This window comes from Aeribacillus sp. FSL M8-0235 (assembly GCF_038000355.1).
Taxonomy (GTDB): Bacteria; Bacillota; Bacilli; order Bacillales; family Aeribacillaceae; genus Aeribacillus; species Aeribacillus composti.
Map to the genome: position 1 here is coordinate 67082 of NZ_JBBOBW010000001.1, position 12601 is coordinate 79682.

Genomic DNA, 12601 nt, shown 5'->3' on the forward strand with positions numbered 1-12601 from the left:
CCTTGGCATTCAGTGAGTCATGATGAACACAGAAAACGTAGTACCTCACTTGAGGGAGGAAGCGGTGAATCCCGTGGGAGATCTCTTGGAGGGTGGAGTGACCACTGGCATAAAGAGAACAGCTATTCACGGAAGTTATAAAGACTTGCGTCAATTATCTTAATTGAACCGCCGTATACGGAACCGTACGTACGGTGGTGTGAGAGGACGGGAGTTAATCGCTCCCTCCTACTCGATTATTTCCACTCTTCACGTATTTAACGAACGACGGCGCTACCTGTTTAAAACATCTTTCGGATGGAAAGCTACAACGTAAAACATGATTGTGTTGGATGGATTTATTTCCATCATTTTCAAAGTTCATCTATATGATATTTCGACACGGTTTGTTGAAGTTTTGTTTTTCCTCTTTAGGAACAGACTAAAACCTTTTGTTCCTCTAATTCACCTTCTTATTTTGGGGAATTTTTCTAAAATCCTGCCGATGAATTTGCCAAGAAAGCTCATCACTTCGAAGGGCGGACAGCCAATTCCCTTCACAATAGTCAACAGGATAGCAGGCATTTCATCGCTGTTAAATTTTATTGAGCGTGGCAAGGAGCAGAAAATAAACCTTTCAGGAAAGGTGTCTCTAGGTTTGCGATAACCACGAAGGTTAAAAATGGGGTATGTGTTAGGATTTTTTTATATGATGGGCGTAAAACCCCTATGCCTTTAGGCTAGGGGATGTAAGCCCTAATTTCGGAAACATATTTCATTCCTTATCCAAGCCTTTGCGTATTAGCTCATAAACAGCACCTGCAAAGGTTGGGATATTGCGTTTTTCCCTGTATTCTTCAATCCGCACTACTAAATCGACAGGAAATTTAATCAACTTTGCTATACGTTCCATTGGTTTCACTCCTTTTAAGTATATACTATTGACATATACTAATACTACATATATACTTATAGTATATATTAAAAGGAGGTGAAAATCAATGATGGTAAATAAGGCATATAAATTTAGAATCTATCCAAACAAAGAACAAGAAATATTAATTAATAAAACATTTGGTTGCTGTCGATTTGTATTTAATCATTTTTTAGCAAAATGGAATGATGCTTACAAAGAAACAGGTAAAGGATTGACTTATAACGCTTGTTCTTCTCAATTAACACAAATAAAAAAGGAATTAGTGTGGTTAAAAGAAGTCGACAGTATTGCAATTCAATCTTCACTCAAAAACCTTGCTGATGCTTATTCTCGCTTCTTTAAGAAGCAAAACGATGCACCTCGCTTCAAGTCCAAAAAGAATAAGGTTCAATCTTACACGACTAAATATACAAACGGAAACATTGCCATTATAGATAACAAAATTAAGCTACCTAAACTTGGTCTTGTTAAGTTTGCCAAAAGTCGAGAAGTAGAAGGTCGTATTCTTAGTGCGACTGTTAGACGTAATCCAACTGGTAAATATTTTGTTTCAATCCTTACTGAAACAGAAGTACAAGAGTTGCCTAAAACTGACTCGGCAGTTGGCATAGATGTTGGTTTAAAGGACTTTGCTATTCTTTCAGACGGAATAACATATACCAATCCCAAATGGTTTCGTAAATTAGAAGATAAGCTAGCGAAAGCACAACGTATTCTTTCAAGACGTAAGAAAGGTGGTTCAAATTGGAATAAGCAGCGTATTAAAGTGGCTCGTATTCATGAAAAAATCACAAACACTAGAAATGATTACTTGCATAAAATCTCTACCGAAATCATCAAAAACCACGATGCAATTGGTATTGAAGATTTGCAGGTATCTAATATGTTGAAAAACCATAAATTAGCCAAAGCGATTAGTGAAGTATCATGGTCACAATTTAGAACGATGTTAGAGTACAAAGCGAAATGGTACGGAAAGCAAGTTGTAACGGTGGCGAAAAATTTTCCATCTAGTCAGCTTTGTTCGTGTTGTGGCTACCAAAACAAAGACGTTAAAAATCTTGCGTTGCGTGAATGGGAGTGTCCTAATTGTCATACCCATCATGACCGAGATATTAACGCAAGTATCAATATCAAAAATGAAGCCATAAGGCTTCTAACCGTAGGGACTACGGGGATAGCTTAGTAAATTAAGGTTCATTAGAACCTTCTACCTAAGAATCCACTACGGCTTTAGCCTAGTGGTAGTTCAATTACGGAACTTATGCCGGAATTTGAACTTAAAAGCCGTGAAGTTTAGCCGAGCGCTCTAAAGATTCTCTTTCGGCCGAATGTGGACGAGATTATGTTATAATATGCTGGAAAAAGATGAAGCATGAATTTTGGAAGGAGTAAACGTGTGATTCAAAATGTGCCTCAAGCAAGAACGAACAAATTTTTGCAAGGTGCGGTTTTATTGACGGCTGCTGGAATCATTACGAAAGGATTAAGTGCTATCTACCGAGTTCCTTATCAAAATATTGTAGGGGATATCGGTTTTTATATTTATCAGCAAATATATCCGTTTTTAGCAATTGTCATGGTTTTATCGACAACGGGATTTCCGGTTATTCTGTCAAAGCTGCTGAATGAGTATAGCGATGGCAGCAATTTTAAAAATATCCGGAAAATATTGGTCGTCTGTTTTTCTTTTTTTGCTTTGATCAGTCTGTTTTCGTTCACGAGCTTGTTTTTAGGAGCTGACAAGCTTGCCCGTTGGATGGGTGATCCGAAACTGGCGCTTTTATTAAAAGCGGCTGCATGTTCGTTTCTGTTTTTTCCATTTATTTCAATGCTAAGAGGCGTTTTTCAAAGCTGCCATGAAATGCTGCCGGTATCTTTGTCGCAAATCGTTGAACAAGCTATACGGGTCGGTGCTTTTTTATCGATCACTTGCTATTTCGTTTATAAAGGATTCGATCTTTATGAAACAGCTGCCGGCGCCATTTTTAGCTCCCTCATTGGGTATATCGGGGCGTTTATGCTTTTGCTTGTATATTGGAAAAAAAGAGTGCCGTTACCGCTTTCCCGATCATCGAAAGAAGCGGCTGTATCTGTGAAAAAGATCTTAACCAAATTGCTGATTTATACTGTGACCTTTTGTTTGACGAGCATGCTGATGATTTTTATGCAATTGGCAGATTCATTTCAGCTGTATAAACTGATGGTCAACAGCGGTGCAGATCCTGAAGCAGCGAAAATAGCAAAAGGCATATATGATCGGGGACAACCGCTATTGCAGGTAGGAACGGTTGCAGCTACATCTCTTGCATTGTCTCTTGTTCCGCTTATTTCATCGTTTCGGCATAAAGCATTTCAATATATTCAGCAGCATGTCGCCTTATCTTTTAAAATTTGTTTGATTGTCGCCATCGGGGCTACGGCAGGTTTAATTTCCATCATCGAGCAAGTTGATTTCATGCTGTTTGCCGATACAAAAGGGGCGGGCGTATTATCGGTGTTCAGCATTTCGATTTTATTTAGCTCGGTTGCGATAACGTCTGCCGGCATTTTGCAAGGAGTCAATGAAACCGTCTGGCCGGCTTTATCTGTTTTAGCCGGAGTAGCCGTGAAAATCTTACTCAATGAATGCTTCATTCCGTTTTTCCATACATACGGGGCGGCATTGGCGACTGTTTGCGGATATGGAGTCGTGTGCTTGTTGAATCTAGCGGTTTTAAATCGGAAAAAATATAAGTTAGCTTCTTTCAAGGCTGTATGGAAAATGATTGGCTCTGCTGTTGTCATGTTTTTATCGATCAAGCTTTACTTTTTTCTATTTGATTTTTTTATATCAGACGAAACGCGTATGAGCGCTTCCATTCAATCATTGACAGCTGTCGTTTTCGGAGCGGCTGTGTATATGTTTTTCATCATCCAATCAGCCATTTTTACAGGGAAGGAAATAGAGAGCTTGCCTTTTAAAAATAAACTGGTTTGTTTGATCAGTGCATGGAAAGAGAGGAAGGAAAATGGATAAGCAAATTACGATTGTTGGCCTGGGTGCGGGGGATGTCGATCAGCTGCCGCTAGGGGTTTTTAAAATTTTGACCTCCAGTCTGCCGCTATTTGTAAGAACAGAGGATCATCCTGTTTTAAGTGAAATTAAAGACGAAATTGGCTCGTTTCAGTCTTTCGATTCCGTTTATGAAATGTTTGATCAATTTGAAGATGTTTATGCGGAAATTGCAAAAAAACTATTGGAGGAAGCAGAAAAATATCAGCATATCGTATATGCGGTACCTGGACATCCGCTTGTTGCAGAAAAAACCGTTCAGCTTTTGCTGAAGGAAATGGAGCAAGGAAAAGTAAATGTGTCGATACAGGGCGGACAATCGTTTTTGGATGCAATGTTTCAAGCTCTGCGCATCGATCCTGTCGAAGGCTTGCAATTCATTGATGCGCAGGATATGAAGCGGGAAGAGCTTTCCTTTCGGCAGCATTTGATTATTTGCCAAGTTTATGACAAGATGATTGCATCGGATGTGAAATTGACGTTAATGGAAGACTTGCCGTTCGATTATGAAGTTTACCTCGTAACGGCTGCAGGGAGCAAATACGAGGACATTAAAAAAGTTCGATTATATGAAATGGATAGATGTGTAGAACTGAGCAATTTAACATCGTTATACATCCCGCCGGTCAAGGATGAACAATTGCTGTATCATCGCTTTTCAGCGTTGCGAAACGTCATTCGAACACTTCGCGGGCCAAACGGCTGTCCGTGGGATCGAAAGCAAACCCATCAATCATTAAAGCGGTACTTAATTGAAGAATGCTACGAGCTGATTGAAGCTATTGATGAAAATGATATTGATCATATGATTGAAGAGCTCGGAGACGTTTTGCTTCAGGTGGTGCTTCATGCCCAAATTGGAGATGACGAAGGATTTTTTACCATTGATGATGTGATTCGCATGTTAACAGATAAAATGATCCGCCGCCATCCCCATGTTTTTGGCAATGTCGAGGCACAAAATGCAGAAGAAGCTGTAAAGAGCTGGGAGGAAGCAAAAAAATCTGAAAACAGGAATGAGAGCGAATCACTGTTAGATTCTGTTTCAAAGGCGCTCCCAGCTCTGTCAAAAGCTTATCAATATCAAAGAAAGGCGGCGAAAATCGGTTTCGATTGGCCGGATGTACTGGATGCTTGGGAGAAGGTGTCAGAAGAACTGCAGGAGTTTAAAAAGGAAATCGATAATGGAGATGGCGGAACGGAAAAAGCAAAAGAAGAGTTCGGCGATATTCTGTTTGCTCTTATTAATGTTGGAAGATTTTACGAAATTGAGCCTGAAGAAGCATTAGTCATGACAAACGAAAAGTTTTCGCGGAGATTTCGGTTTATAGAACAAAAGGCCCGTGATGCTGGGAAAAATTTAAAAAGTATGTCTTTGGCAGAAATGGATCAATATTGGGAAGAGGCTAAAATGAAAGAGAGGGATCGGACATGAGATTAGATAAATTTTTAAAAGTATCGAGGCTGGTGAAAAGACGCACGCTTGCCAAGGAAGTGGCAGATCAAGGAAGAGTGACAATCAACGGGCATCCAGCAAAAGCGAGCTCCAATGTGAAGGTTGGCGACGAGCTGTCCATTCAATTTGGACATAAGGTAGTGACAATAAAAATCGAATCTATAAATGAAACAGTAAAGAAGGAAGAGGCAAAAAATCTTTATACCATTTTGAAGGAAGAACAAAGGACAGATTTATAAAACGCTCCCTGTATTGTACAAGGAAACAACAAGGCTTGTTCTAAACCCTGCACATCTTACATAAAAATGTAAAAGGAAAGCATCCATTAATTAGAGTGCGGGGGGATGATAATGAGCCAGTATTATGGCGGTAACCATTCACATAAAGAAACCGTGCAGGAGCATAATGTAGTCATGAAGGACCGGAAGCTGTTAGATATTTCTGGCGTGAAGCAGGTGGAAAGCTTTGATAATGAGGAATTTTTGCTTGAGACGGTAATGGGTCCGCTCGCGGTTCGGGGAGAACATTTACAAATGAAAAACTTGGATGTCGATAAAGGCGTCGTATCCATAAAAGGAAAAATTTATGAAGTTTCTTATTTAGATGATTTCAGCTCGGAGAAGGCTAAAGGCATTTTTAGCAAGTTGTTTAAATGACCCTTACCACTCAATTTTACACCATGATTGCGATGATCGGCATGGGCAGTTTTCTAGGCGCCGCACTTGATACTTACAATTTTTTTTTAAAAAGATGGGATCGAAAAAGGTGGGTTGTTTTTTTAAACGATTTAGTATTTTGGGCGGTTCAAGGACTTTTAACTTTTTATGTTCTATTGTATGTAAATCAAGGGGAATTAAGATTTTATGTATTTTTAGCACTTTTATGCGGTTTTGCCGCCTATCAAAGCCTCCTACGGAACGGATACATGGCATGTTTGCGGATTATGATAAAAATCGCTGTTTCTATATACCAATTTTTTGTAAAAATCGTTTTACTGCTTCTTATCAATCCTATTAAATGGATAGTTCATATGGCGATAGCATGTTCTATGTCTCTTTTACTATTTTTATGGAAGGTTATCAAATGGTCTTCACAACTCTTATTCAAGTTATGTAAAATATTATTAGCGCCATTACTATGGGGATTGAACATACTTTGGGGAAAAGCTCCTCAACCAATAAAGCAAAAGATGCTGCATTCGAAACAAATCATAGAAGGAATATTCATAAATATAAAGAATATGTTACGTAAGCTGTATCGTCGGTTCCGCTAAATTTAGGAGGGATTGCAGGAATGAGAGAGAAACGAGAGTTGAATGTAGCTATGCTGCAGCAAACAAATGAACCTGGACAAGAAGTTAAAGCTGAGATGAGACAAAGAAGAAAACGAGGGCTAATTCGACGGTTAGCTGCATTTGGTATAATGGCTGTTACTTGTATTGCGATTATGGCGTCAACGCTCGTTTCTCAATCAATTGCTATCAATAAGAAGCTTGAAGAAAAAAAACAGCTTGAAACAAAACTGGAGAATTTAAAAGATGAGGAAAAAGATTTGAAGGCAGAAATCATCAAGCTGAAGGATGAAGAATATATCACAAAGCTTGCAAGAAAAGATTATTTTTTATCTGATGAAGGAGAAGTCATTTTTAATATTCCGGGGAATGAACAGTAATATTGACCCCGTTTTTTTATTTTTGTATAATTAAATAAATTATTTTTAATTTTTTTATGATTTAAGGAGGAGCATTTTTTTTATGTCAATTGAAGTTGGCAGCAAGTTACAAGGTAAAGTAACTGGCATTACGAATTTTGGAGCATTTGTGGAGCTGCCAGGAGGCTCAACAGGACTTGTTCATATTAGTGAAGTTGCTGACAATTACGTGAAAGACATTCATGATCATTTAAAAGTCGGCGATGAGGTTGAAGTCAAGGTTATTAATGTAGAAGAAGACGGAAAAATCGGATTGTCCATCAAAAAGGCAAAAGATCGTCCAAAAAAACATGATCATCGTTCCAAAGAAAGTTTTGAGCAAAAAATGAGCCGCTTTTTAAAAGAGAGCGAGGACCGTCTTGCTTCACTTCGGCGTCACACTGAATCAAGACGAGGAGGGAGAGGAGCAAGAAGGGGGTAACTTGCTGCTGTTAATGTTATAGATGATCGCAGACCGCCACCTGAAGATTCAGGTGGTGTATTTAAATTGTCCGAAAATTATTTTTTTATTTTATTGTTGACGGCTCTCATGTTCATATGTATTATAGAACATGTGCGTATTTTACATGAACATAAAGATGCAGTTGATTTGGCGGCGTAGCTCAGCTGGCTAGAGCGTACGGTTCATACCCGTGAGGTCGGGGGTTCGATTCCCTCCGCCGCTACCAATTGAATATTGGCCCGTTGGTCAAGTGGTTAAGACACCGCCCTTTCACGGCGGTAACACGGGTTCGAATCCCGTACGGGTCATGAGAAGAGGCTCTTTCTTTAAAAGAAAGAGTCTTTTTTTATGGAAAAGTTTAAAATTTTGTATTTATATAGGATAGATAAATTTAATTTTTCACCGATTTCAACAAGTTCCGACTCATGTTTTTCGGCTTTCGCTTTTAAAACGGACCAACACGCTGTTACAATCATCTCTTTGAAATGACGCGACTCAATGTCTCAATGGGCTGCTCTGTTCCTTTTAAAAGATTTGTCGTCTATAACAGAAATCGTCGAAATATTCTTATAAACAATTTCCTCCTTTTGACAAATTCCTTTATGAAAAGCTTGTATAATGACTATCAATTACGGTAGTAGGAGGAGTGTCGCTATAATGGAAAAAGTTGAGAGAAGATTTCTGATACCTTTTGCCAATGTCCAATTGGAAAGAACACAATCACTTCTATGGAGATCTTGGAAAAGAGCGGGGCTGCATTTGCATTCTTTTCTGTTTCACAAAGGGTTTGTTTATGTATTGGTCGGGTTTTTGCTGGGGAGAGCTTTTATTTTATCTGAAATTATTCCGTTCGCCCTTCCTTTTTTTGGAGCTGTATGGCTTTTAAAAAGGGACAAGGCATTGCTTGCTGCACTATCACTAATTGCAGGGGCATTCACCATCTCATTGGAATTATGTTTGTTAGTGCTTTCTTCTATATGTATATTTCTTTTGCTTCATAAAATGACTAGTTTTTTCATTAAAACAGATGAAATAAAAATATTGCCTTTTACGATTTTTTCGGGACTTGCTGCCAGCCGCCTTTTATATTCAAAGTTAACTGCAGGATTTATCAGCACGTACGATCTTTTAATGACAGGGGTTGAGGCAGGTCTGTCGATCATCCTGACGTTGATTTTTTTGCAGAGCATCCCGCTTCTTTCAGTGCGGAAATATAAACAAACTTTACGAGTCGAAGAGATTATCTGCTTGATGATTTTGCTTGCGTCCGTCATGACGGGCTTAGTTGGAATCAGTTACCAAAATATACAGGCAGAACACGTTCTTTCACGATATATTGTCCTATTGCTCGCTTTTACCGGAGGTGCAGGCATCGGATGTACAGTTGGTGCTGTAACAGGTTTGGTGCTTAGCCTGGCGAATGTTTCCAATTTGTATCATATGAGCCTACTTGCATTTTCAGGTTTATTGGGAGGTCTGCTAAAGGAAGGACAAAAAGCAGGAGCGTCAGTTGGCCTGATCATTGGCTCACTTTTAATCACGCTATATGGAGAAGGATCGGCTGATGTTTGGACAACCTTATGGGAATCGGGCGCCGCGGTTTTGCTGTTTTTACTGACCCCGAAAAGCTTTACAGAACAGTTGGCAAAGCATATTCCTGGAACAAACGAGCATGTTTTGGAGCAGCAAAAGTATGTTCGAAATATACGTGATATAACTGCTCGGCGGGTTGATCAATTTTCTAACGTTTTTCGGGCATTATCTGAGAGCTTTTCGACTTTTTACCCGGAGGATGGAGAGGATATAGAAAGAGAAACGGATTTATTTTTAAGCAAGATCACCGGACAGACATGCCAAACTTGTTTTAAGAAGGAGAAATGCTGGGTCAACAATTTTGACCAGACATATCAATTAATGAAGCAAGTGATGAATGAAACGAAAGAAAAGACGTATGCAAATAATCGCAGATTGCAGAAAAAGCTTCACAGGCATTGTTCGAAGGCTAATCTAGTGGTCGGGACGATTGAGCAGGAAATGCACTTTTTAGAAGCGAATCGGAAATTAAAAAAGCAAGTGCAAGAAAGCAGAAGATTGGTAGCTGAACAGCTGCTAGGAGTTGCTCAAGTAATGTCCGACTTTTCTCGGGAAATGAAAAAGGAACGGGAACATCATTTTCTGCAGGAAGAGCAAATTTTCTATGCTCTTCAAAACTTCGGTTTAGAAATTGGCCATATTGATATATACAGCCTTGAAAAAGGGAACGTCGATATAGAAATGAGCATTCCGTATTGCGGCGGCCATGGAGAATGTGAAAAAATTATTGCTCCGATGCTTTCCGATATATTAAACGAAATGATCATCGTGAAAAATGAAGAATGTGCAGGTTATCCAAATGGATTTTGCCACGTTGTGTTCGGTTCTGCAAAAGCATACAAAGTGGAAACGGGTGTTGCTCATGCTGCAAAAGGAGGAGGTCTTGTTTCAGGCGACAGCCATTCCATGATTGAATTGGGCGTCGGAAAATTTGCCATAGCCATTAGCGATGGAATGGGGAACGGGGAAAGGGCTCATTTTGAAAGCAATGAAACGATTAAATTGTTGGAAAAAATTCTTCAATCAGGCATTGATGAAAAAATTGCTATCAAAACCATCAACTCTATATTGTCGCTGAGAACGACAGATGAAATTTATGCAACATTAGATTTGTCTATCATTGATTTACAAAGCGCCAATTGCAAATTTATGAAAATCGGATCTACTCCGAGTTTTATTAAACGAGGAAATAAAATTATCAAAATCGAGTCTAGTAATTTGCCGATCGGCATTATCGATGATTTTGAGGTGGACATTGTAGACGAACAGCTAAAAGCAGGAGATTTATTAATTATGATGAGTGACGGAATATTTGAGGGACCAAGGCATGTAGAAAATTATGATTTATGGATGAAAAGAAAAATAAAAGAAATAGAGACTGATGATCCACAAGAAATAGCCGATTTAATTATGGAGGAGGTGATCCGCTCCAGATCGGGGGCAATCGATGACGATATGACGGTTGTGGTGGCTCGAATTAATCATAATACACCGAAATGGGCGGCGATCCCTGTTTCAAATTTTTATAAATCGAAAAAGATAAGCTGATTTTCTGCCATGCTTAGTATAAAACGTTTTCCTTCTGGTGAGGATGGTAATAAATCATTGACCAGGAGGAGGAAAAATGAGAAAAGGGACATTAAAACAAATTTTGTTGTTAACTGACGGATGCTCAAATCATGGTGAAGATCCAATTGCTATGGCGGCTTTAGCTAAGGAGCATGGGATTACTGTCAACGTAATTGGGATTTTAGAAGAGAATGTGATAGATCAAGATGCAATGCAGGAAATAGAAGGAATTGCTGAGGCAGGGGGAGGAGTGAGCCAGGTAGTTTATGCCCATCAGCTTTCACAAACAGTACAGATGGTCACTAGAAAAGCGATGACACAAACATTGCAGGGAGTTGTTAATCGTGAATTAAAGCATATTTTAGGAAAATCAACTTCTATTGAAGAGCTGCCGCCTGAACAGCGTGGTGAAGTTATGGAGGTTGTGGAAGAGCTTGGTGAAACGGTCAATTTAGAAATTTTAATTCTCGTAGATACGAGTGCAAGCATGGGGCCAAAGCTTCCAACGGTAAAAGAAGCGCTTTTTGATTTATCCATTAGCCTAAATTCAAGAATAGGCAATAATCAATATTCGCTGTTTATATTTCCTGGGAAAAGATCAGAAACAGAAATTTTATTGGATTGGACTCCGAAACTGGATTCTTTATCAACCATTTTTCCGAAATTAACGACAGAAGGATTGACACCAACTGGTCCGGCGATAAAAGGAGCTATACAACATTTTAAACAAAAACGCTCATTGAGGGGAATGCTCGATGATGAATACCTCGATGAACAAAGCATGTAAAGTTCTTCCCGGTACCATTATTAAAGGAAAATGGCATGGAAACACGTATCGGATATTAAAAATGCTGGGGTGCGGAGCAACAGGGTCGGTTTACCTTATTGAATCCAGTAAAGGGTATGCAGCATTAAAAATAAGTGAAAATAGCATGGGAATCACTTCAGAAGTAAACGTGTTAAAGAGACTGGCCAAGGTCCAAGGTTCGTGCCTTGGGCCTTCTTTGATCGATGTGGACGATTGGTTTAACACAGCTAGCGGAAAGATGCTTCCGTTTTATGTTATGGAGTATGTTAAAGGTGAACATTTTATCCAGTTTATTAAAAATAATGGTGCGATTTGGATTGACGTGCTAATCTTGCAGCTTTTGTCCAATTTGGAGGAGCTTCATCAGTCAGGCTGGGTTTTTGGTGATTTAAAGCCTGACAATCTAATTGTTACAGGACCTCCTCCCAAAATTCGCTGTATTGATGTAGGTGGCACAACGATAAACGGAAGATCCATTAAAGAATTTACAGAGTTTTTTGACAGGGGATACTGGGAATTGGGGACGAGAAAAGCTGAACCGAAATATGATCTTTTTGCAGTCGGTATGATTATTATCAATGCTGTTTTTCAAAAACGCTTTTCAAAAAAAGGAAACAGTAAGGAGCAATTGATGCAAATCATTAACTCCCATCCTTTTTTAAACGAAAGAAAACAAGTGTTGACGAAAGCTTTATTTGGCTCCTATTCATCCGCTTTGGAAATGAAGCAGGATCTTTTGCATCATGTTTCAAACGCTAATTTGCAAAGAAAGAGAAATGTACAAGCACAATCTAAACCGAAAAGGACAGCTAACAATCGAAAAAGAAAGAAAAAGAAAAGCAAAGGGCTGATCGAAACATTGGTGATCATGGTTTGCCTGGCATTTCTATATTCTTTATATATTTTTGCGACACTTCTGTAAATGGCTGCTGCTTGTTTAAAGCGGCAGTGCTTTTCCCCCTTCTCATGCTTCCGCGAGTGCCCCGACTATTTCAAAAAATGTCCGATCTGAACTGCTTCCCTTTTAGGAAAATAACAGTAAAATGCAAAAG

The 12601-nt window shown here is 39.1% G+C and carries 12 protein-coding genes and 2 tRNA genes; 13 read left to right on the forward strand and 1 reads right to left on the reverse strand.

Going from position 1 to position 12601, the window contains the following annotated elements; translation table 11 throughout:
* Nucleotides 1-754 precede the first annotated feature (754 nt).
* Nucleotides 755-892 (reverse strand): hypothetical protein, encoded by a 138-nt coding sequence (locus tag NSQ71_RS00325; protein ID WP_198318550.1) that lies wholly within the window; start codon nucleotides 890-892, stop codon nucleotides 755-757.
* 88 nt (nucleotides 893-980) lie between these two features.
* On the opposite strand from NSQ71_RS00325, the gene tnpB reads away from it, so the two are divergent.
* The 13 genes from tnpB to NSQ71_RS00385 all read left to right on the forward strand — a co-directional run bounded on the left by tnpB (nucleotide 981) and on the right by NSQ71_RS00385 (nucleotide 12471).
* Nucleotides 981-2102, forward strand: a complete 1122-nt coding sequence (tnpB, locus tag NSQ71_RS00330; protein WP_327864142.1) for an IS200/IS605 family element RNA-guided endonuclease TnpB — start codon at nucleotides 981-983, stop codon at nucleotides 2100-2102.
* 213 nt (nucleotides 2103-2315) lie between these two features.
* Nucleotides 2316-3935 carry a putative polysaccharide biosynthesis protein gene (locus NSQ71_RS00335; RefSeq protein WP_340732263.1) on the forward strand — a complete coding sequence of 540 codons (1620 nt, stop codon included), beginning with the start codon at nucleotides 2316-2318 and terminating at the stop codon, nucleotides 3933-3935.
* The gene (gene mazG / locus NSQ71_RS00340) at nucleotides 3928-5406 is read left to right on the forward strand and encodes a nucleoside triphosphate pyrophosphohydrolase (RefSeq protein WP_094244841.1); all 1479 of its coding nucleotides are present in this window, start codon (nucleotides 3928-3930) and stop codon (nucleotides 5404-5406) included. Before NSQ71_RS00335 ends, mazG begins: the two co-directional genes overlap by 8 nt.
* Entirely contained in the window at nucleotides 5403-5666 is a 264-nt protein-coding gene (locus tag NSQ71_RS00345) for an RNA-binding S4 domain-containing protein (protein WP_063387573.1), read from the forward strand. The genes mazG and NSQ71_RS00345 overlap by 4 nt, the downstream gene beginning before the upstream one ends.
* 111 nt (nucleotides 5667-5777) lie before the next feature.
* Nucleotides 5778-6083: a sporulation protein YabP gene (gene yabP / locus NSQ71_RS00350; RefSeq protein WP_063387572.1), complete on the forward strand. Its 306-nt coding sequence runs from the start codon at nucleotides 5778-5780 to the stop codon at nucleotides 6081-6083.
* Complete coding sequence (gene yabQ / locus NSQ71_RS18430) at nucleotides 6080-6700, forward strand: spore cortex biosynthesis protein YabQ (RefSeq protein WP_117017229.1); 621 nt, start codon at nucleotides 6080-6082, stop codon at nucleotides 6698-6700. The genes yabP and yabQ overlap by 4 nt, the downstream gene beginning before the upstream one ends.
* A 20-nt stretch (nucleotides 6701-6720) precedes the next feature.
* Nucleotides 6721-7098: an FtsB family cell division protein gene (locus tag NSQ71_RS00355; protein ID WP_242009344.1), complete on the forward strand. Its 378-nt coding sequence runs from the start codon at nucleotides 6721-6723 to the stop codon at nucleotides 7096-7098.
* A gap of 82 nt (nucleotides 7099-7180) precedes the next feature.
* On the forward strand, nucleotides 7181-7558 hold the full coding sequence (locus NSQ71_RS00360; protein WP_063387569.1) for a S1 domain-containing RNA-binding protein: 378 nt from the start codon (nucleotides 7181-7183) through the stop codon (nucleotides 7556-7558).
* Nucleotides 7559-7728: 170 nt separating this feature from the next.
* Nucleotides 7729-7805, forward strand: a tRNA-Met gene (locus NSQ71_RS00365).
* Between the two features lie 10 nt (nucleotides 7806-7815).
* Nucleotides 7816-7887: transfer RNA gene (locus tag NSQ71_RS00370), tRNA-Glu, on the forward strand.
* A 349-nt stretch (nucleotides 7888-8236) separates the two neighbouring features.
* On the forward strand, nucleotides 8237-10720 hold the full coding sequence (gene spoIIE / locus NSQ71_RS00375; RefSeq protein ID WP_094244844.1) for a stage II sporulation protein E: 2484 nt from the start codon (nucleotides 8237-8239) through the stop codon (nucleotides 10718-10720).
* Nucleotides 10721-10796: 76 nt separating this feature from the next.
* Nucleotides 10797-11528, forward strand: a complete 732-nt coding sequence (locus NSQ71_RS00380; protein ID WP_066247229.1) for a vWA domain-containing protein — start codon at nucleotides 10797-10799, stop codon at nucleotides 11526-11528.
* The gene (locus tag NSQ71_RS00385) at nucleotides 11497-12471 is read left to right on the forward strand and encodes a protein kinase domain-containing protein (RefSeq protein WP_063387566.1); all 975 of its coding nucleotides are present in this window, start codon (nucleotides 11497-11499) and stop codon (nucleotides 12469-12471) included. Before NSQ71_RS00380 ends, NSQ71_RS00385 begins: the two co-directional genes overlap by 32 nt.
* The last annotated feature ends 130 nt before the right edge of the window (nucleotides 12472-12601 follow it).

What these genes read in the sequence shown, in the direction of transcription:
- NSQ71_RS00360 (WP_063387569.1), top strand. Translation starts at nt 7,181, where the DNA reads ATGTCAATTGAAGTTGGCAGCAAGTTACAAGGTAAAGTAACTGGCATT.
- yabQ (WP_117017229.1), top strand. Translation starts at nt 6,080, where the DNA reads ATGACCCTTACCACTCAATTTTACACCATGATTGCGATGATCGGCATG.
- spoIIE (WP_094244844.1), top strand. Translation starts at nt 8,237, where the DNA reads ATGGAAAAAGTTGAGAGAAGATTTCTGATACCTTTTGCCAATGTCCAA.
- NSQ71_RS00380 (WP_066247229.1), top strand. Translation starts at nt 10,797, where the DNA reads ATGAGAAAAGGGACATTAAAACAAATTTTGTTGTTAACTGACGGATGC.
- mazG (WP_094244841.1), top strand. Translation starts at nt 3,928, where the DNA reads ATGGATAAGCAAATTACGATTGTTGGCCTGGGTGCGGGGGATGTCGAT.
- NSQ71_RS00385 (WP_063387566.1), top strand. Translation starts at nt 11,497, where the DNA reads ATGATGAATACCTCGATGAACAAAGCATGTAAAGTTCTTCCCGGTACC.
- yabP (WP_063387572.1), top strand. Translation starts at nt 5,778, where the DNA reads ATGAGCCAGTATTATGGCGGTAACCATTCACATAAAGAAACCGTGCAG.
- tnpB (WP_327864142.1), top strand. Translation starts at nt 981, where the DNA reads ATGATGGTAAATAAGGCATATAAATTTAGAATCTATCCAAACAAAGAA.
- NSQ71_RS00345 (WP_063387573.1), top strand. Translation starts at nt 5,403, where the DNA reads ATGAGATTAGATAAATTTTTAAAAGTATCGAGGCTGGTGAAAAGACGC.
- NSQ71_RS00355 (WP_242009344.1), top strand. Translation starts at nt 6,721, where the DNA reads ATGAGAGAGAAACGAGAGTTGAATGTAGCTATGCTGCAGCAAACAAAT.
- NSQ71_RS00325 (WP_198318550.1), bottom strand. Translation starts at nt 892, where the DNA reads ATGGAACGTATAGCAAAGTTGATTAAATTTCCTGTCGATTTAGTAGTG.